The following is a 19649-nucleotide window of genomic DNA, read 5'->3' as shown; positions in this document are numbered from 1 at the left end:
ACCGTCTAGTCCTCCTTCTTCTGATCGTCGCCGCCCAGGCCCACGCCCAGCAGGTCGCCCAGGCCGCCGGTCACCGGATCGATGCCGTCGGACCCGTTGCCGGAGTCGGCGCCGCTGTCCTCGGCGTCGGCCACCGGCTTGTCCCCCAGCACGTTGCCGAGGATGTCGCCCAGCTGGGCGTCCAGGGTGATGTGCAGGTTGACATAGCCGTTGGAGATGTCGTTGGTGACGTTGTGCGGGAACGGATAGGACCCGAACTGCTCCAGCTCCTGCGGGAAGGTGTCGCCCGCCTTCACCAGGTTGCCCAGCACGGGCTTGAGCTCCTCGAGCAGCGCCACGGTGTTGTCGCCGCTCTTGTCGATGACGTCGGAGCCAGTGTCGCCCAGGTCGCCCAGCGCCGTGATCGCGCCGGTGATCATGTCCTTCTGCTTGGCCAGCGTGGTGACTCCGGGCGCGATGGCGTCCAGCGCGTCGGCGATCGTCTTGCGCTCGTCGGCCAGGTCGCCGGAGATCTTGTCGAGGGCCTCCAGCGCCTTGACGATGTCGTCCTTCTGGTCGTCGAGGTTCTTGACGAACTTCTCGACCTCGCTGAGGCTGTCGCGGATCTTGTCCTCGCGGCCGTTCATCATGTCGGACAGCTCGGTGTTGATGGTGCGCAGCTGGTCGAGGCCGCCGCCCTGCAACACCAGGGCCAGCGCGCCGAGCACCTCCTCGACCTCGGCGCCCTTGTCGGTGTGGGACAAGGGAATCGAGTCGCCGTCTCCGAGCTTGCCGCTGGGCGCCGCCTTCTCCGGCGGACCCAGGTCGACGAACTTCTCGCCCAATAGGCTGGTCTGGCGGAGCTTGGCGCGGGCGTTGTGCGGCAGGTCGACGTCGTCGCGCACCCGCACCTTCACCCTGGCGGTCCAGTGCTTGGTGACGTCGACGCTCTCCACCTGGCCGACGGTGACGTCGTTGACCTTGACCGTGGAGTACGGCACCAGGTCGGTGACGTCGACGAACTCGATGGTCACCTCGTAGCCGTCGCCGCCCTCGCCGCCGGGCAGCGGCGCCGAGGCGCAACCGGACAGGCCGACCAGCGAGGTCAGCGCGATGATCTGCAGCCAGCGTGAGCGTCTCATGTGCCCCCCAGTGCGGACTTCTTGCCCACCAGGCCCTTCAGGCCGGCCGGCACCTTGGATCCGCTGTCGGCCATGGTGTCGGCCAGGTCGAAGCACGACGCGGGGATCTTGTCCAGCGCCAGGACGTTCGCCAGCTGCGCGCACAGGTAACTGGCGGGATCGTTGGCCCCCAACAGGTCGTCGCGGGTGTCGAGGGTGCCGGAGCTGGAGTTGTACACCAGGTCCAGGTTGCTCAGCGCCAGCGGCGCGTAGTCCAGGATGTTGATCAGGGCTTCCTGCTGGGTGGCGAAGACCGCCGAGATGTCCTTCAGCTTCTTCACCGACGTGGTGATGGCGCCGGCGTTGTGGTCGATGAAGTCGCTGACGTCGGCCAGCGCGATGGTGAGCTTCTTCAGCGCCTCCGACAGGGTGCCACGTTCGTCGGACAGCTGGTCGGAGACGTCCGACAGCTGCTGGTTGAACAGCCGCACCTCGGAGTCGGAGTCGGCGAGGGTCTTGGTGAACTTCGCCAGGTTGTCGACGGTGCTCCAGATGTCGTCGGAGTGGTCGTTGAGGACGTCGGAGACCTTGGCCAGGTTGTCGAGCGTGTCGCCGAGCTTCTTGCCGTTGCCCTTGAGGTTCTTCTTGGCGACCTTGAGGGCCTTGGCCAGGGAGCCGTCCTTGCCGAGCGCGGCGGAGAACTTGTCCAGGTCGGAGTAGACCTCGTCGAGCTCCAGCGGCACCACGGTGTCCTTGGGGCCGATGGTGTGGCCGTCGGCCATCTTCTCGCCGCCCTTGTAGGCGGGGGTGAGCTGGACATACCGGTCGGCCACGATGCTGGGCGGGATGACCACGGCCTTGGCGCCGGCGGGGACGGCGTAGTCGTCGTCGACGAGCATGCTCACCTTGACGACCTTGCCGTCCGGCTTGACCTTGGTGATCGTGCCGATCTTGACGCCGAGCACCCGCACGTCGCTTCCCACCTGGACGCCCACGGCGCGGGTGAATTCGGCGGTGTAGGTCTTGCCCTGCGCGGCGGCCGACTGCCAGGCGAAGTAGCCGCCGACGGCGAGCACCACGATGGCGCCGAGGATCGTCAGCGGGTGGCGGATAAAGCGCTTCATTCAGCCCACCTCCACCTGGTACGGCTGTATCAGACCGTCGATATAGGAATCGAACCAGCGTCCGTTGCTGGTGACGTTGGAGAACGCCTTCAAGAACGGGCCCATGTTGGTCAGCGTGTCCTCGAGGTTCTTCTGGTTGGACTTCAACAGGTCGACCACGGAGTCCAGGTTCTTCAGCGCGGGCCCCAGCTTGGAGTCCTGGTCGTTGATCAGGCCCGACAGCTCCTTGGACAGCGCCACGGTGGACGCCAGCAGGTCGTGGATGGCGTCCTTGCGCTTCTTGACCTCGCTGAGCAGCTTGTTGCCGTCGGTAACGAGCTTGGCGAAGTCGTCGTCGCGCTTGGCCAGGACGTCGGTGACGGACTTGGCGGACTTCAGCAGCTTGCCGAGTTCCTTGTCCCGGCTGGACACCGTCTTGGACAGCGCCGACAGGCCGTCCAGGGTCTTGTCGACGTCCTTGTCGGTGCCGGAGAAGGTGTCCGACAGCACGCCGAGCGCCGCCGACAGCTGCTTGGTGTCGATGTCGCCGACGGTGCCGGCGAGGTTGTTGACGGCGTCGACGACGTCGAGCGGGGTGGCGGTGCGCGACACGGGGATCGTGTCGTTCTTCAGCTCGCCGCCGCCCTTGGGCTCCACGGCGAAGTAGCGCTGGCCCAGCACGGTCTTCAGCCGCACGGTCGCCGAGGTCTTGTCGCCCAGGTTGACGTCCGAGTCGATGCGGAAGTCGACGCCGACGTGCGGGTGCTTGGTGCCCAGCGATTCGAGATCCACATTGGAGATCTTGCCGACCTTGACGCCGGCGACCCGCACCTCGGTGCCGGGCGTGAGACCTGCGGCGTCGCGCAGCTGCGCGTGGTAGCTCGTGCCGGAGAACGTCAGGACCAGGTCGTCCAGCTGGAAGGCGCCGACGACGGCCAGGATCGCCACGACCAGGGTGATGGCGCCCATCCGCTTGACGTTGCGCCGCCGGGGACCGCCCTTGCGGCCCCGGACCTTCTTCAACCCGCGGGAACGGCGGGATTCGGTCGTCATCGCTTATTCACCGTCCACTTGGCAGCGCGCCTTGGGCGAATGGACCTTGACCGGGTTGATGGCGGTGCCGTCGCCCAGGCCGATCGAGCCGTCCAGGTCGCACACGTACTGGCTGAACCAGGAGCCGTGTGCGCCGGTGCTGGCCAGGGCCTGGTAGGTGTCGGGCAGCCGTTCCAGCGCCGTCTCGATGTACTTGGAGTTGGCGTTGAGCGTGGTCGCCAGCGTGTCGAGCGAGTCGACGTCGGCGTTGATGGCCGGGCGGGACCGCGAGACCAGGTCGGCGGTCTGGGTGCTGAGCGTGCCGATCGAGCTGATGGCGTCGCCCAGGGCGGTGCGGTCCTTGGACAGGCCGGACACGAAGTCCTGGAGCCGCCCGATCGAGGTGTCGAGCTCCTCGTGGCGGTCGGCCATGGTGGACAGCACGGTGTTGAGGTTCTTGATGACCGACCCGATGGTCTTGTCGTGTTTGGCCAGCGTCGACGTCAGGGACGCGGTGTGCGACAGCAGGCCCTCGACGGTGTCGCCCTCCCCCTGGAGGGTCTGCACGATCTCGTAGGACAGGTCGTTGACCTCCTTGGGGCTCAGCGCGGCGAACAGCGGCTTGAACCCGTTGAGCAGGACGGTCAGGTCCAGCGCGGGGTCGGTCTGGCGCACCCCGATGATGTCGCCGGGCTTCAGGTCGCGGTCGCTGACCTTCTCGCCGTCGGCGGACTGGGTGAGCGCGACGTAGCGCTGGCCCACCATGTTGCGGTACCGGATGGTGGCGTGGACGCTGGCCGGGACAGTGCGGTCGGAGTCCAGGTCGAAGGTGACCTTGGCCAGGGGCGGGTCGCCCTGTTGCAGCTCGACGTCGTCCACCTCGCCGACCTTGGCGCCGGCGATGCGCACGTCGTCACCGGGCAACAGGCCGGTGGCGTCGGTGAACATGGCGGTGTAGCCACTGGCCCAGGGGAGGCTGATTCCGCCGAGGGCATCGGTCAGCAGCACGAGTGCCAGCGACGTGATCACCGCGAAGACACCGAGCTTCAGCCCCGACCCGAATGTCGTGGGGCCGGCGGACCTTTTGGCCACAAGTCCTCCAATTTGGACGCAGAGGGAGCGTAACGCGTTTCACGTCCGGATGAAGATGAAGGCTAGCGAACGCCCGCTAGCCAAGGGAATAGGAGGGCAGGTAACGATACGGAAACATCGAATTTACCAGCGGGTGGTCATTGGATCATCACGCTGCGCTCAGAACGCCGAGGCGACGAGATCGGTGAGTTGGTCGACGGTGAACGCCACCGGATTGTTGCCGAGGCGTTCGGCGTTGATCCGGGACGTCAGGTCGGCGACCTGGAGGCGGGTGGTGACGCCGACGTCGGGCAGCCGCAGCGACATTCCGCAGGTCTCGGCCAACTCGGTGAAGCGGGCGCGGGCCTTGGCGGGCGTGTCGGCGCCCAGCTGCGCCAGGATGTCACGCATCGCCGCGGCGTGGGTGTCGGGGTCGACGCCGGGGCGCAGGGACTCGGGCGCGGCGGCGGCGTGGGCCTCGATGAAGGAGCCCAGGGTGAGGGCCACGGCGTGGCCGTGGCTGACGCCGTAGGACTTGGTGAAGCCGTACGACAGCGCGTGCGCGGCGGTGGTGCGGGAGATGTCGATGGCGCGCCCGGCCAGGTGGGCGCCCTGCGCCATGTCCCGGCTCGATTCCGGCGAGCCGGTGTTGACGAACACCGGCAGCGCGGGCACCAGGTACGACAGGGCGTCGCGGGCGAAGGCGCGGCTGGTGTCGTCGGCGCCGGTGGCCCACAGGCTCTCCACCGCCTGGGCGATCGCGTCGATGCCGGAGGTGGCGCGCTGGTACGGGGAGGCGGTCAGCGTCAGCGCGGGGTCGAGCACCACCGCGTCGGGCAGCATCGCGTCGCCGGCGATCGAGTACTTCTGGTCGCCGATGTACACCACGGCGAAGCGGGTCGCCTCGCTGCCGGAGCCGGACGTGGTGGGCGCCAGCACCAGCTTCGACGACCGCTCGGTCACCGCCGCGCCCGCCCGGATCGCGTCGTCGAGCCGCCCGGCGTCGGTGACGCCCCGGTAGGCGCACAGCAGCTTGGCCATGTCCATGGCGCTGCCGCCGCCGATGCCCAGCACCAGGTCGGGGGCGAAGTCCTCCACGACCCGCAGGCCCCTGGCCAGGTCGGCGGCGTCGGTGTTGGGCGTGAAGTCGCTCCAGCGCCGCACCTCGGCGACCCGCTTGAGGTCGCCGAGGCAGCGGCTGGCCCCGGACGCGTCGAAGGCGTGCTTGCCGCAGACCAGCACGACCCTCCGTGCGTCCATCTTGGAGACAAGTTGCCAGGTGTCGAGTATGGCGTCGTCGCCGAAGCGGACGTCACGGTCGTTCGGGATCAACGCGTCTCCTCGGGTGTCACAGAGCCTGCATGAAGGCGTTCTTGCTCTCGGCGGGGGTGCGGGTGGGGCGTCCGATGTCGGCGCGGTTGCCGGGTTTCACCTTGATCTCCAGCAGCGCCGGGCCGCCGTGTTCCCGCAACGAGGCTACCGCCGCCGGCAGCAAATCCAGTGTGGACACCGACGTGGCGTGGCGGTAGCCCAGCGCCCGCGCCGCCGCCGGCACGTCCACCCTGTTGATGGAGGTGGGCTGGCCGCCGACGCTGTCGTGCACGCCGTTGTTGAACACCACGTGGAAGTACGTGTCGGGCGCGTGGTCGGCGATGACGGCCAGGTTGCCCAGGTGCATCAGGAGCGCGCCGTCGCCGTCGAAGCACCACACCTCGCGGTCGGGCTCGGCCTTGGCCACCCCCAGCGCGATGGCGCTGGCGTGTCCCATGCCGCCCACGGTGAGGAAGTCGCGGTCGCCCGACAGGTCGTTGTTGACCCGGTACTCGAACAGCTCGCGCGACAGCATCCCGGTGGTCGACACGATCGCGGCGTCGTCGCCCACCGCGGACGCCGCGGCGATCAGCGCGTCCTCGCGCGACGGCAGGTCACACGGCTCCTTGGGAAGCTTCGCCGCGTCGGCGAAGGTGCCCTTCTCCACCAGCAGCACGTACGGGCAGCTCCTCGCCACCGCGGTGTCCAGCGCCTCGTCCACGACCTTGGCGGCCGCGTCTCCGTCGCCGGGCAGCACCGACCACGGCAGGTCCATGGCCTCGACCAGTTCGCGCTGCACGCGCCCCTGCTTGACGTGCTGGGGCTCGTCGGCGACCCCGGGCTGGCCGCGCCAGCCCACGATCAGCAGCATCGGCACGCCGTAGACCTCGGCGTCGGCCAGGCTGAGCAGCGGGTTGACGGTGTTGCCGAAGCCCGAGTTCTGCATGTACACCACGGCCGGGGTCCTGGTCTTCAGGTAGTGGCCGATGGCCAGGCCTACCGCGGCGCCCTCGTTGGCGGTGATGACGTGGCGCTCGCGCGGCAGGTTCGCCATGATGTGGCTGCCCAGCTGTTTGAGCAGCGAGTCCGGCACCCCGGTGAACAGGGTGACGCCGCGGCGAGCCAGGTGGTCGCAGAAGTCCTTGGGGTCGACGCTCATGCCTCGTTCTCCGGGATGATCGCCAGCGCCTCTTTGATGTTGGCGATCTGGGAGTCCACCTCCGCCGAGCGCCCGTTCTCCAGAATGGACTTCGCCACCGTCGACATCGCCTTGTACGAGGCGCGCATCAGCTGGTTGGCGTAGATGACCACGTTGACGCCGCGGTCGGCGAACTCGGCCTCGGACACGGTGTTGTAGCTGGTGGGCACGACCACCAGCGGCACCCGCCGCTCGAACTTGGCGAAGCGGTCGCAGAACTCGAACACCTCGTCCGGGCTCTTCTTGCGGGAGTGGATCATGATGCCGTCGGCGCCGCCGTCGATGTACGCCTTGGCACGGGTCACCGCGTCCTCCATGCCCTGCTCCAGGATCAGCGACTCGATCCGGGCGATGATCATGAAGTCGTCGGTGATCTGGGCCTTCTTGCCCACCTGGATGCGGTGCACGAAGTCCTCAATGGAGGACTGGGTCTGCTGCACCTCGGTGCCGAACAGCGAGTTGCGCTTCAGGCCCTCCTTGTCCTCGATGATCACCGCCGAGACACCCAGGCGCTCAAGGGAACGCACCGTGTACGAGAAGTGCTCGGGCTTGCCGCCGGTGTCGCCGTCGTAGATCAGCGGCTTGGTGGTCACCTCGAACAGGTCGTTGATGGTCTGCAGGCGGGAGTTGAGGTCCACCAGCTCGATGTCGGGCTTGCCCCGGGCGGTGGAGTCGGTCAGCGAGGACGACCACATGCCGTCGAACTCGACCCGGTGCCCGTCCCGCTCCCCCGCGGCGGTCTCGATGATCAGGCCGGTCAAACCGGAGTGCGACTCCATGATCCGCACGACCTTCTTGTTCTCGATCAGGCGCCGCAGCCGCGACAGCCGGACGTTGGGGGTGGTGCCCACCTCCTTGACCGAGTTGTTCAACTGCGTCGACGAGATGCCCTCGGTGTAGGCCACCTCCACCAGTTCGCCGCCCCAGGTCGCCAGGGCGTCGATGACCCGCTGCCGGGTGTCGGCCTGGACGCCGTTGCGCCAGTCGTCGCCGTGCACCACGTAGTCCGGCTTCAAGCGTTCAAGATTCTCGACGTAATCGAGCGTCTCCTGCGGAATCACCGCGCACACGCCCTTGATGTTCTCCACCACGGCCCGGCGCTGCTCGAAGGTCATGTGCGGCAGGCGCTTGTAGCTGGCGATCGCCGCGTCGGTCAGCAGACCGATCGTGACATCTCCCAGCTCGGCCGCGCGCTGCAAGATATTGATATGTCCTGGATGGACGAGATCGGCGCTCATCCCCACATACACGGCGGGCTTGGTCGGCAAGGTGTCTCCTCTGTTAACACTTGATTAACGAACCGCATGACATCACGCCGGAACGGCACGCGCGGTTGCAATGTCACGCTTCGAAACCGTTAGGTGACGATATCGCAAGGTGTCGAGGAGGTGAACGAATTAGAACACTTGGCGGGTCAGGCCGCGGACTCGGCCTCCACCACGCTACTGCCCATTGTGGGCGGTTGCGTGTAGCATTCCCGGGCCCCGTTCAGGAAACCCTGGGTGTAGGAGTCGGCCGGGAAATCGCCGAGATAGAAGGTCTTCTGCTGGCGACGCACGTCGGCGTGCGAGTCGGTGCCCAGCAGCTCGTCGAGCACCTCGGGGATGTTCGACCCGTCCCGATGCAGCACATAGGACGCCTTCGACAGCGGGAAGCTCTCGGTGAACGCCTCGCCCTCGTCCAGCATGTCGGTGATGGCGAAGGGCTTCTCCGAGTACAGCCAGTCGGAGATCACGCCGCTGACGTCGCCGATCATGGCGTCGGAGTCGTTGAAGCAGTCCGACAGGGTGACCCCCTCGGAGGTGGCCGCGCCCCAGCGGTGCTCGCGGCCGGTCTTCTCGGCGTCGGCGGCCAGCATGTCCTGCACCCGGTCCAGCTGCTTGGCGGCGGCGGCGTTGCGCCGGGTGAAGGGGTGTTCCCGCAGCAGCACGGTGGCGCCGCGCTCCAGCAGCTCGGTGACCAGCTTCTCCCCCAGGGGAAGCGAGCAGAAGTTGACGTCGGCGGAGTCGCCGGTCCAGGTGGGCGCGTACAGCACCGTCGGGTTGGAAATCGTCGCGATCGGGGTGTTCGACACCTCGACGGTCTCCACCTGCGGGCGGCCCACGATGCGGAACTGCTCGTCGGAGATGTTGACGCCGTGGCGGCGGTAACGCTCCACACCGGCCTGCCCGGCCACGAAGACCCTGTCGTACATGGCCGACACCGGGTTGCGGCTGGCGGGCTTCTCGCTGTCGCCGTGCATCAGCTGAATGTGGGTGAGCTCGCCGAAGCGGACGCAGTGGGTGTTCTTCATGCTGTTGTTGGCGTAGAAGACCGCGCGGATGCTCGGCACCAGCATGTGCTCCATGGACGCGATGGACGGCGCGACCACGAGCGGGGCCGGGGTGGCCGCGGCGAAGGTCTCCAGGTTGCGGCCCTCGCGCAGGATGATGATGTACGGGTCGCCCAGCCGGTCGAAGTACGGCAGCCACATCAGCAGCTGGTACTGGGCCGAGGCGGGGCCGCTGAAGTACAGCGCGAAGCGCGGGGCGTGCGCCTCCACGGCGGAGCGCACCCGGGCGTCCTCCTGGTAGGCGGCGCTGCGGCGCTGGATCCAGGCCCGGGCCACGGTGCCCAGCAGCAGCAGCGCGACCACCAGCAGCACGCCGGCCAGGGGCCAGGCGGGGATCCGCAGCGCGGCGATCACGATGTACACGACCATCAGCGCGAACTCGATGCCGCCGGCGACCTGCGGGGTGGCCCAGCGGGCCGCGCCGGAGCGCGACATCGGCAGGTTCGCGGTCTTGAGCTGTCCCAGCCGCAGCGAACGGAAGATCAGCGGCTCGAAACCGATGACGCACAACAACACCGCGCCGCACAGCGACAGCGGCAGGTCCAGGGTCGTGGACTGCATGGCACCGGTGCCCAGCAGGACCGCGGTGACGATCAGCCCCCGGGCGGTGCGCCCGGAACCGGTGGCGGCCGTGCCGAACAACGCCACGAAATACACCAGCGTCACCAGACACAGGCCGTATCCCAGCCACGGGATGTCGGTCAGGGCGAACACCACGATGGCCGCTATGGGCAGCAGGCCCGGCAGCACCGTGCGGGTGAGAAAGCGCGACAAATTATTCGGCATGAAAGTCATGACCCCAGATCGAATTTTGGAGATTACCCACGGTAACAATGATCGCGCGTGTGCTGGCACGCCGTCAGGTCCTATAACACTCGCGGGCGGCGGCGAAGAATGCCTCTTCGTAGCTGTCTGCGGAAAAGTCACCAAGGTAATAGGTCTTCATCTTCACGCGATCCGCGGCCAGCGGATCGGTATCGAGCAATTCCGTACACACCGCGTCGATGTTCCCCGCGTCCCGGCGGATCACATATGCGGCGCGCGCCAAGGGTAGTGCCTCAAAAAGTTCGTCGTTCAGTCCGGTCATGTCGGTCACCGCGAATGGTTTCTCCGAGTACAGCCAGTCACTGGCCGCGCCCGAGGCGTCGGTGACCATGACGTCGGCGGCGTTGATGCAGTCCACGAGAGACATCTGTTGGCTGGTTGTCTTGCCCCACAAGTGTTTCCGACCGCTGCGCTCGGCGTCGGCGGCCAGCAGCCGCTCCACGGCGTCCAGCTGGCGGGCCGCGGCCGGGTTGCGGCGCGTGTAGGGGTGGGGGCGCACGATCACCGTGACGCCGCGGTCGATCAGGGCGGCGCACACGTCGCGCGCGATCGGCAGCGAGCAGAAGTTCGCGTCGGACGACAGCCCGGTCCAGGTGGGCGCGTACAGCGCCACGGTCTCGGTCGCCCCGGCGCGCTCGCCGACGTCGACCGCGGCGACCTGCGGGTGTCCCACCACCCGGAAGCGGGACGCGGGGATGTCGATGCCGTGGTTGTGGTAGCGGTCGATCCCGGCCTGGCCGGCCACGAAGATCCGGTCGTACATCGCGCTGATCGGGTTGTAGCTGGCGGGCTTGTCGCTGTCGCCGTGCATCAGCTGGATGTGGGTGAGGTGGGCGAAGCGGACGCACTGGGAGTTGTGCATCGAGTTGTTGACGTAGAAGACCGCGCCGATGGAGTCCACCAGCAGGCCCTCCATGGCGGTGATGGATGGCGCCATCACGATCGGGGCATCGGTGGCATCGGCGAACGCGGCCAGGAATTGCTTGTCCCGCAAGACGATCACGTAGTTGTCGCCGATGCGGTCGAAGTACGGCAGCCACAGCCTCAGCTGGTATTCCGAGCCGGGCGGGGCGGCGAAGTGGACGGCGAAGCGCGGGCGGTGCGCCGCAACGGCGGCGCGCACCTCGTCGTCGCCGGAGTGGGCGCGGCGGCGGCGGATCCGCCATTGCGCCACGACCCCGGCCCCGCAGGCCACGGTGACGGCGCCGCAGGCGGCGGCCACGGCGGTGGCACCCCAGGCGAGGGCGGACGAGGCGAGGAAGAGCGCGTTGAGCGCCGCGATCAGCAGGTAGGCGTTGCGGGGGTTGACCCAGCGCTCCCAGGCCGCGCGGTCGACGGGCAGGTTGGCGGTGGCGAGGCGGCGAGTGGACAGCGCCAGCGCCAGCCGGGGCTCGAAGGACACCAGGGCGACCAGCAGCACGCCCGAGATTGCCTGGGCCACACCGATGTGCGGGCCGAGTCCGATCAGGACGGAGGCGGGGATCAGGGCGCGGGCCACGCGGGCCCGGCCCAGGCCGTCGGCGCGGTAGCGGTACCACCCGTATGCCAGCGCCAGCGCGGCCAGGACGTAACCGGGCCAGGCGGCGTCCAGCAGCGCGAACGCCGCGACCGCCGCTATCGGCAGACCGCTGCCGGCGGCGGCGTCGATCAGCTTGCGGACCAGGTGAACCATTCACAAAACCCTGCGTGACAGCCGGTGCTCGGCGATGGGCAGATCATCGGTGTGGGTGATCTTCACATTATGTTCGCTTCCCGGAACCACCCCGATGGCGACCCTGGGCAGATAGCGCCGCACCACGCCGCAGTCGTCGGTGGGCACGAAGTCCGGGTCCTCGGCGGCCAGGGCGTGGGCGCGGGCCAGCTGGTGCAGCCGGAAGCCCTGCGGGGTCTGCACCCGGCGCAGCGCCGCGCGCGGCGGGGTGCCGGTCACCACCTCGTGCCCGTCCACCGACGCGATCTCCACGATGGTGTCGGTGGAGGGAACCGCGACGGTCACCGCGTCGAAGTGGTCCAGCGCGCGCACGCACTCGGTGACGGTCTCGACGTCCACCAGGGGACGCACGGCGTCGTGCACCAGCAGCTTCGTGTCGCGGGGATACTCCTCCAGGGCCCGGCAGGCCAGGCGCGCCGAGTCGGCGCGGGTGCGGCCCCCGGCGGCCACCGGCGCGGCCTTGGCGTACTTGCCGACGATGTCGCGGGCGGCGTCGACGTGGTGGGGCACCATGAAGACCCGGATCTCGTCCACATCGGAGCATGCCTCGAACACGTCGAGGGTGTGAGCCAGGATCTCCTTGCCCGCCACGCGGATCAGCTGCTTGGGAAGCTCGGCGCCCAGGCGGGTCCCGGTCCCGCCCGCCAGCACCGCGGCGACAACCGGAGCGCTCATCGGGCCAGCTGCCGATCCACGTCGCGCGCCGACAGGTACTGCTTGTAGGTCACGGCCGCCTCCGTCAACAGCAACAAGACCACCGCCACGATGGTGATGGGGCTGATCAGGGTGGTCAGGGGCGCCACGATGAACACCGCCATCTGGAACTCGATGCCCGAGAAGACGTGCGAGCGGACCCGGTGGCGCACCAGGAAGTCCCGGAACCCGGTGAACCAGCCGAAGCGGGACTTGAAGGAGTGCTGGACGTCCACGACGGTGGCGCCGTCGTCGCGGTCGGCGTCGGTGGCGGTGTCGCCGAGCTCGAGCCGCGCCTCGTCCTGGAGCTGGATGGCGTCGACGGTGGTGCCCTGCCGCTCGGCCAGCGCCGCGCGGATCTCGCGGCGGGTTTCCTTGAGGTACAAGGCGTTGAGGTAACGGAACAGGTCGCAGAAGACCACGGCGATGGCCAGGTAGAAGAACATGACGTTGCCGGTGGCGTAGTACTGCCCGGCGAACAGCGCGATGGTGCAGGCCAGCACCCGCAGGCGGTCGCAGATGTAGTCGAGCCAGCCGCCGAACAGGCTGCCGTTGCCGCGCACCCGCGCCAGCTTGCCGTCCATGCAGTCGATGGTGAAGCTGAGGTGGAAGGCCACCGCCCCGGCCACAAGCCAGGCCCAGCCGCCCAGCGCGAAGAACGTCGCGGACGCCAGCCCGAGGACGAACGCCGTCAGGGTCAGGACGTTGGGTGTGATGAAGCCCCAGGCCGACACCCAGCGCACCAGGGGTCCGGCGACCGGGTCGACCAGGAAGACCGTCCACCACGAGTCGCGGGGTTTGTAGGTGGACAAGACCTGGGCCCGGGTCACCCGCTCCACGTTTTTCCTCCGGCCGTAGCGGAAAAGAGACGGCTGACCCTATCAAAGCGCGCGGGCGGGGCTGTGCGTGTGGGACGGGGCGTCACACGGACGCGGCGCGTTCCTCCGCCTCGAGGCGCTGGAGTTCGACGGCGGCGAGGATGCGGCGCTGCGCGACCTCGACGCGTTCGCCGCTGGCGCGCATCGCGCGCAGCTGGCGGCCCAGGGTGAGCCACATCGCGGCGACCGCGACCAGGGTGACCGTGGCGATCAGGCCCGCGATGGTGGCCGCCGCGAGCGCCGAGCCGAACAGCAGCGCGATCGCCAGGGCGACGACGCACACCGCGACGACGGGGGCGGCCACGGCCACCAGGAGCTTCGGCAGCGACAGGCGGCGGGCCCTGTCGCGGATGCGCTTGGCGAGCGCGCGCAGCCGTGACTTCATGATGCGGTTCCTTCCAGCATGGTGGGCGCCGGCTCCAGCAGCGGGGCCACCAGGTCGAGGTAGGACCGGTGGCTGAAGCGTTCGCGGACGCGTTGTTGCGCCAGGGCGCTTTGGGCGAGAAAGCCGTCGGGGTCGGCGCGGTAGGCGGCGATCAGGGCGGGCACCTCGCGGGGTTCGCAGTAGATCGCGGCGTCGCCGAAGACGGGCGCGAAGCGGTGCGGCAGCAGGGTGACGCAGCCCGCGGCCAGCGCCTCGAGGATCGCCCTGCCGAACGCCTCGATCATGTTGGGGTGCGGGAAGTAGGCGTAGAAGTCGAGCTGCCGCAGGAAGTTGCGGACGTCGAGTTCGCCGCGCTGGTAGACGATCCAGTTGGCGGGCAGCTCGTCGCGGCGCAGCAGCGCCTTGGCGGTCTTGGCACCGCCCATGACGCGCACGTCGATGTCGGGCGAGTCGGGGTACAGGTCGAGGACGGCCTTGCCGTCGATCGGCCACTTTGTCCAGTCGTCGCGCGAGTGGCGGCCCACCACGGGGAGCTCGGAGCGGAATCGCTTGCGGGGCAGGCGAATGTCGCTGTCGTCGATGATGCCCGGCATGTCGTCGTCGGCCAGGTCGGCGGGGTCGAGCGCGGGCTCGAGGGCCTCGCGCACGGCGGGGCCCTGCGGGTACCACACGGGCCTGACGCCGAACAGCCGCTCGGCCACGGCGGTGCAGGCGGCGGGCACGTAGCGCAGGTCGGTTCCGTCCAGTTCGGAGGGTGCCTGGTTGGCGAGGATCACCATGCGCGACGGCTTCACCGCGATGGTCTCCTCGGCGCGGAACTGCAGCACGGGCGGGTAGCGCAGCACCAGCAGCGTGGTGGTCACCTCGTCGGTGGGCAGCACCTGGTCGACGACGCCCGCGTTGATCAGCTCCTGGATCGGGGCGCACAGGGGCTTGAGCACCTCGGTCATGTGCCGAAACGACTCCAGGTGCAGGATCGCGACCCTGCGCCCCGCCCCCGTCATGGCGGCGATTTCCTCCAACATGGACTTTTGGGGGCCGCCGAAGGGGCGCCAGTCGCAGGCCAGCACGACGTCGTAGCGCGGCAACGGTTCCCGCCGCTTCGCGAAGCGGGCGGGCGCGGCGAAGGGCCGCGGGTTCGGGTCCTTGTCGAGGTACGGGCTGGCCGCGCCGCGCTTGATCTCCTCGTGCCAGGGGCGGTAGGCCGACTGGTAGGCGTCGCGGGCGGGGTGCTTCCACCCGGCGCGGAACTCCGCGCGGGACAGGGAATCCGCGCCCTGGCGCATCAGGGTGAGGATCTCGGGCAGCCGCTTCACGGCGCCCGAGCCGAAGGCCGCCCCGATGCGGCGCAGGTACTCGGTGTCGGCGGCCTTGCGGATCGAGTCGAAGTAGCCGAGCCGCTCGGTGACCGCGGCCCTGCGGAACATCAGCGACGGGGTGCACAGCAGCTTCAGCGCCCGCCCCGGCTTGGTGACGAACAGCTGGTCGCTGACGGTCAGGGCGTGCGACAGGGTCGCCATGAGCTTCGTGTCGGCCTGAAGCGGCGCGACCTGGCGCTCGATGCGCCTCGGGTGCGCCCAGTCGTCGGAGTCGTGGAAGGTGACGAAGTCGCCCGTGGCCTGGTCCAGCGCGGTGTTGCGGGCGGTGTAGGTGCCCGCGTTGACGGCGAGCTTGACGACCTTGACGCGGGGATCGAGCGCGGCGCACTCGTCGAGGACGCCGTCGAACTCGGCGGGGGAACCGTCGTCGACGACGAGGATCTCGAGGTTCGCCCACGACTGGGCGAGCAGGGAACGCACGGAGGTGATCAGCCCGCGATCGGGATGGTAGGCGGAGACCACGACGCTGACACGGGTGTCGCTGTCGACGCGCGGCGCGGCCGCGGCGAGTCGATCGAGCGGGGGCAGGTCGGCGTCGTCCGACAGCCGCAGGTCGATCGAGGGCACCAGTGTGGACAGCTTCGCCAGCCAGGCGCTCACCCGAGGCGAGTCGTGAACCGAAGCGCCCGCCGACTCCCCGTCACGGGGCGAGGTGAAGTCGTCGGCACCGTCCGAGTCCCGACCCGTCGACGCCGCGGACGGGGAACCACTCGCCGAGCCCACGCGGTGATCCGACGTGGCTACCGCCCCCTCGGCGAGGCTCCCGTCCCTGGACACCGCGGACAGGGAACCATTCGCCGCGCTCGCGCCCTGATCCGATGTGGGTGGCGACCCTTCAGCGGTACCCCCATCCCTGGAGGCCGCAGACAGGGAACCACTCGCCGAGCCCACGCGGTAATCCGACGTGGTTGGCGACCCTTCAGCGAGGTCCCCGTCCCTGGACACCGCGGACAGGGAACCATTCGCCGCGCTCGCACCCTGGTCCGGGTCGGCGACGAAGGGGTTGGCGAGGTCGAACTCCAGTGTGGACCTGGTGAAGTCGGGCATCGATCGGTAGGTGCGCAGCAGCCGCGCCGCGGCCTCGCGGTCGCCGCCGTGGAGCGCGAGCTGGGCGTGGATGCCTTGGTGGCGCGAGGGAATCGCCGAAGCGCCGCCCACGCGCAGCGCCAGGTCGTACAGGGCCAGGCCGTCGTCGGCGTCTTCGGGAAGCACGCCCTGCAGGGCCACGGCACCTGCCAGGTCCGCGAGCGCGGCGGCGTTCACCTTGCCGCCCAGGTCGCCCGCGCCCGCGCGGGCGGCGTCGACCAGTTGCGTCACGCTCAAGGAGCGGCTCGCCGCGCGGGCGAGCAGCTGGCGGGCCGCCACCGATCGGGTGCGCAGCACCGTCGTGTACAGCGCGAGCGGGTGGCGCCGCTCGGCGACCGTGAGATAATCGTCGAGCAATTGATCTGGGTAAGCGTTCGGCGCTATGGATTGTCCATACATATGAGCCTCTGGTGCCTCTCGTCGCGGAGCAGAATACATTGCCCGAGGCCATTCACTTCGGCCGCCCATATATGATCTTTTCGAGAGCGGACGCCACCATCGAGGGTCTCTAGCAGGATGTTTGCACTTTCCCCAATATGTCCAATGCGTAGTAAGAAAGTGAATTGACAGTGAATACATCGAAAAAGGAAATCGAATTCACTGGAGATTCGGGCGCGGCGACGGCTACCGAGATTCCGCGCCCCATCGTGTGTAGGAATGACTATTCGTCCATCACCGTGCCCGCCATCGGCGACTGGACACCGACCCTCAGCGTGTCCATCCTCATTCCCGCGCACGGGCATCAGGATAAGCTCGACCTCACCCTCGCCGCGCTGGCCGCCCAGACCTATCCCGTCGGCCTCACCGAGGTCATCGTCGTGGACGACAACACCGACCCGCCGCTTCGCCTGCCCGATATCCGCCCCGACAACACCACGCTTGTGCGTCCGTCGCCGAACGGCTGGGGCAGTGCGAACGCGATCAACACCGCCGCCGCCCGCGCCGACGGAACCGTCCTGATGCGACTCGACTCCGACATGGTCTGCTACCACCACCACGTCGAGTCCCAGCTGCGCTACCACCACCAGCTCGACTACGCCTCCGTCTTGGGCCACAAGCTCTTCGTCGACTTCGACCCCGCGCAACACACCCCCCAACACGTCCACACCACCGTTACAAAGCGCCAGACCCACACCCTCTACTCCGGACAGGTCCACGAGAAGCAGTGGACCGAGCGGGTGATCGACTCCACCGATCAGCTGCGCTCCGCCGACCACACCGAGGCGTACCGCGTCTTCGTGGGCGCCACGGGTTCGGTGCACCGCGCGCTCTTCGACGCGGCCGACGGCATGGACACGGTGCCGCTGGGGGGCGATTCGATCTTCGGGTATCGGCTGTCGCAGGCGGGCGCGGTGTTCATCCCCGACAACGACTCCTCCAGCTGGCATCTCGGGCGTTCCCAGATGCAGTCGCGGCGCGACGCGGGGATTCGTTACCGCACACCGTTCGTGGCCAATCGGGTGCCCGAGTTCGCGCCGCGGCGCTCCGCGCCCGGCCAGCTGTGGGAGGTGCCGCTGGCCGAGGTGGTGGTGGACGTCGCGGGCTCATCCGTCAACGAGGCGGAGGGTTCGGTGACGGCGCTGCTGCGCGGCACGACGCCCGACATCCGCGTTCACCTGGTCGCGGACTGGCCCGACCCGCATGAACGGCACGCCACACTGGACGATCCCCGCGCCGATCTGCGGCTGATCCGCGAGACGTATCGCGGCGATCCCCGCGTCCGCTTCGACTCCGCCCCGCCCGAACGCGACGCCGCCGTCCCGTTCCGGCTCACCCTCCCCGCGTCGGCACGGCCGAAGCCGCAGGCGATCGAGACGCTGGTGACCGTCGCCAATGGACATCAGGTGGGCCTGGTGTCGGCCGACCTGCCCGAGGGGGGAACGGTGCGGCTGGAACGTCATTCCGCCTACGCCCGGGCCCGCCATCTCGACCCCGGCCACCCCGACGCCCTCATCGACGCCGTTGCGGGCACCCACCGCGTCGAGGCGTCACGCGTCGCCCGTCGGTCGGGCGGCGCGGGCCCCGCCACCCCGCTGCGGCCGGGGAAGTCCACATTGACCCGACGGGTGGCGCGGCGCCTGCTGCCCACGTCCGTGCGTCGCCGGCTGCGGCGACTCGTTTCCTAGCAAGCAATCACTCGTATGGAGGACACTGGAATGACTGGCGACTCGCCCACCGCGATGGCGGCCTCGACCACCCGCCCGCTGGTGTGTCGCAACGACTACTCGTCGATCCTCGTGCCCGCCAACGGAAGCTGGACCCCCACCCTGACGGTCTCCATCCTCATTCCCGCGCACGGACACCAGGACAAGCTCGACCTCACCCTCGCCGCGCTGGCCGCCCAGACCTACCCCGACCAGCTCACCCAGGTCATCGTCGTCGACGACAACACCAATCCGCCGCTGGCGCTGCCCGACATCCGCCCCACCAACACGACCCTCCTGCGCCCCGCGCCCGACGGCTGGGGCAGCGCCCACGCCGTCAACACCGCCGCCCAACACGCCGACGGCACCGTCCTGATGCGACTCGACTCCGACATGATCACGTACCACCATCACGTCGAGTCCCAGATGCGCTACCACCACCAGCTCGACTACGCCGCCGTCCTCGGCCACAAGCTGTTCACCGACTACCAGCCCGGGCAGCACACGGCCCAGCACGTCCACGCCACCGTGGCGAACCACCAGACCCACACCCTCTTCGACAGGGCCGCCGCCGATCCGCACTGGATCGAGTCGATCATCGAGCGCACCGACGGCCTGCGGAACGAGGACCACACGTCATGGCGGGTGTTCGTGGGCGCCACCGGTTCCACGCACCGCGACCTGTTCGCCGCAGCGGGCGGCTACGACGGCGAGATGATCCTGGGCGGCGACACCGAGTTCGGCTACCGCCTGGGCCAGGCGGGCGCGGTGTTCATCCCCGACCACGACTCCTCCAGCTGGCACCTGGGGCGCACCCAGATCCAGTCGCGCCGCGAGGACGCCAAGCGGTTCCGCCGCCCGTTCCAGGCCAACCGGATGCCCGCCCTGAAGTACCGCGACTCGGCGAACCGCCACCAGTGGGTCGTGCCGCTGGTGGACGTCGTCATGGACGTCGGCGGCGCGCGGCTGGAGCAGGTGCGCGAGGCGATCGATCCCCTGCTGGGCGGGCACAACCAGGACACCCGGGTCCACCTGGTGGCCGACTGGCCCGACCCGCACGAGCGACACGCCACACTGGACGATCCGTACACCGATCTTCGGCTGATCAACGAGACCTACCGCGGCGAGCCGCGCGTCCACTTCCACACCGCCGCCCCCGAGCGCGACTTTCACGTCCCCTATCGGCTCACGCTGCCGATCGGCGCGCACACCACGCGCGCGGGCGCCGAGCCGCTGATCACGGTGCTGGACGAGCGCCGCGTCGGCCTGTTGACGGTGGCGGCCGACGACGGCGCGGTCGCCCGGCTCGAACGGCAGGGGGCCTTCGCGCGCGCTCGCCACCTCGACCCCGGCCAACCCGACGCCCTCATCGACGCCATCGCGGGCACCCACCACATCGCC

15 protein-coding genes are annotated in these 19649 nt (G+C 68.9%); 2 read left to right on the top strand and 13 right to left on the bottom strand.

Annotation, left to right across the window (positions count from 1 at the left end; all coding sequences use genetic code 11):
• Positions 1 to 5 precede the first annotated feature (5 nt).
• The 13 genes from VE172_RS02400 to VE172_RS02340 all read right to left on the bottom strand — a co-directional run bounded on the left by VE172_RS02400 (position 6) and on the right by VE172_RS02340 (position 16461).
• Positions 6 to 1121 (bottom strand): MCE family protein, encoded by a 1116-nt coding sequence (locus tag VE172_RS02400; RefSeq protein ID WP_324796623.1) that lies wholly within the window; start codon positions 1119 to 1121, stop codon positions 6 to 8.
• Positions 1118 to 2224, bottom strand: a complete 1107-nt coding sequence (locus VE172_RS02395) for an MCE family protein (RefSeq protein ID WP_324796620.1) — start codon at positions 2222 to 2224, stop codon at positions 1118 to 1120. Before VE172_RS02395 ends, VE172_RS02400 begins: the two co-directional genes overlap by 4 nt.
• The gene (locus VE172_RS02390; RefSeq protein ID WP_324796618.1) at positions 2225 to 3256 is read right to left on the bottom strand and encodes an MCE family protein; all 1032 of its coding nucleotides are present in this window, start codon (positions 3254 to 3256) and stop codon (positions 2225 to 2227) included. It abuts the gene before it with no gap.
• Positions 3257 to 3259: 3 nt separating this feature from the next.
• The gene (locus VE172_RS02385) at positions 3260 to 4327 is read right to left on the bottom strand and encodes an MCE family protein (protein ID WP_324796615.1); all 1068 of its coding nucleotides are present in this window, start codon (positions 4325 to 4327) and stop codon (positions 3260 to 3262) included.
• A gap of 159 nt (positions 4328 to 4486) precedes the next feature.
• Positions 4487 to 5638: a phosphonoacetaldehyde reductase gene (locus tag VE172_RS02380; RefSeq protein ID WP_324796614.1), complete on the bottom strand. Its 1152-nt coding sequence runs from the start codon at positions 5636 to 5638 to the stop codon at positions 4487 to 4489.
• Between the two features lie 16 nt (positions 5639 to 5654).
• A complete protein-coding gene (aepY, locus tag VE172_RS02375) occupies positions 5655 to 6776 on the bottom strand; it encodes a phosphonopyruvate decarboxylase (RefSeq protein ID WP_324796611.1) in 1122 nt (373 codons plus the stop codon).
• Complete coding sequence (gene aepX, locus VE172_RS02370) at positions 6773 to 8053, bottom strand: phosphoenolpyruvate mutase (protein WP_414715052.1); 1281 nt, start codon at positions 8051 to 8053, stop codon at positions 6773 to 6775. The genes aepY and aepX overlap by 4 nt, the downstream gene beginning before the upstream one ends.
• Before the next feature lie 176 nt (positions 8054 to 8229).
• Positions 8230 to 9942 (bottom strand): CDP-glycerol glycerophosphotransferase family protein, encoded by a 1713-nt coding sequence (locus tag VE172_RS02365; protein ID WP_324796605.1) that lies wholly within the window; start codon positions 9940 to 9942, stop codon positions 8230 to 8232.
• Between the two features lie 64 nt (positions 9943 to 10006).
• The gene (locus VE172_RS02360; protein ID WP_324796602.1) at positions 10007 to 11644 is read right to left on the bottom strand and encodes a CDP-glycerol glycerophosphotransferase family protein; all 1638 of its coding nucleotides are present in this window, start codon (positions 11642 to 11644) and stop codon (positions 10007 to 10009) included.
• Entirely contained in the window at positions 11645 to 12358 is a 714-nt protein-coding gene (locus VE172_RS02355) for an IspD/TarI family cytidylyltransferase (protein WP_324796600.1), read from the bottom strand. It lies immediately after the preceding gene.
• Positions 12355 to 13215: a CDP-alcohol phosphatidyltransferase family protein gene (locus VE172_RS02350; RefSeq protein ID WP_324796597.1), complete on the bottom strand. Its 861-nt coding sequence runs from the start codon at positions 13213 to 13215 to the stop codon at positions 12355 to 12357. Before VE172_RS02350 ends, VE172_RS02355 begins: the two co-directional genes overlap by 4 nt.
• An 82-nt stretch (positions 13216 to 13297) precedes the next feature.
• Complete coding sequence (locus VE172_RS02345; protein WP_324796594.1) at positions 13298 to 13639, bottom strand: hypothetical protein; 342 nt, start codon at positions 13637 to 13639, stop codon at positions 13298 to 13300.
• The gene (locus VE172_RS02340) at positions 13636 to 16461 is read right to left on the bottom strand and encodes a glycosyltransferase (protein WP_324796591.1); all 2826 of its coding nucleotides are present in this window, start codon (positions 16459 to 16461) and stop codon (positions 13636 to 13638) included. The genes VE172_RS02345 and VE172_RS02340 overlap by 4 nt, the downstream gene beginning before the upstream one ends.
• A 290-nt stretch (positions 16462 to 16751) precedes the next feature.
• Between VE172_RS02340 and VE172_RS02335 the strand changes: the two genes are divergently transcribed.
• Entirely contained in the window at positions 16752 to 18230 is a 1479-nt protein-coding gene (locus VE172_RS02335) for a glycosyltransferase (RefSeq protein ID WP_324796588.1), read from the top strand.
• Positions 18231 to 18260: 30 nt separating this feature from the next.
• Positions 18261 to 19649: glycosyltransferase family 2 protein (locus VE172_RS02330; RefSeq protein WP_324796586.1), on the top strand; the 1389-nt coding region annotated here is incomplete at its 3' end.

Origin of the sequence: Stackebrandtia sp., assembly GCF_035643755.1 — a bacterium.
Classification (GTDB): Bacteria; Actinomycetota; Actinomycetes; order Mycobacteriales; family Micromonosporaceae; genus Stackebrandtia.
This window is presented reverse-complemented; position numbering and strand designations above follow the sequence as displayed.

Excerpts from the sequence above, each read along its gene's own strand:
- VE172_RS02400 (WP_324796623.1), bottom strand. The coding sequence starts at position 1,121 with ATGAGACGCTCACGCTGGCTGCAGATCATCGCGCTGACCTCGCTGGTC.
- VE172_RS02395 (WP_324796620.1), bottom strand. The coding sequence starts at position 2,224 with ATGAAGCGCTTTATCCGCCACCCGCTGACGATCCTCGGCGCCATCGTG.
- VE172_RS02390 (WP_324796618.1), bottom strand. The coding sequence starts at position 3,256 with ATGACGACCGAATCCCGCCGTTCCCGCGGGTTGAAGAAGGTCCGGGGC.
- aepY (WP_324796611.1), bottom strand. The coding sequence starts at position 6,776 with ATGAGCGTCGACCCCAAGGACTTCTGCGACCACCTGGCTCGCCGCGGC.
- aepX (WP_414715052.1), bottom strand. The coding sequence starts at position 8,053 with ATGAGCGCCGATCTCGTCCATCCAGGACATATCAATATCTTGCAGCGC.
- VE172_RS02365 (WP_324796605.1), bottom strand. The coding sequence starts at position 9,942 with ATGACTTTCATGCCGAATAATTTGTCGCGCTTTCTCACCCGCACGGTG.
- VE172_RS02360 (WP_324796602.1), bottom strand. The coding sequence starts at position 11,644 with ATGGTTCACCTGGTCCGCAAGCTGATCGACGCCGCCGCCGGCAGCGGT.
- VE172_RS02355 (WP_324796600.1), bottom strand. The coding sequence starts at position 12,358 with ATGAGCGCTCCGGTTGTCGCCGCGGTGCTGGCGGGCGGGACCGGGACC.
- VE172_RS02345 (WP_324796594.1), bottom strand. The coding sequence starts at position 13,639 with ATGAAGTCACGGCTGCGCGCGCTCGCCAAGCGCATCCGCGACAGGGCC.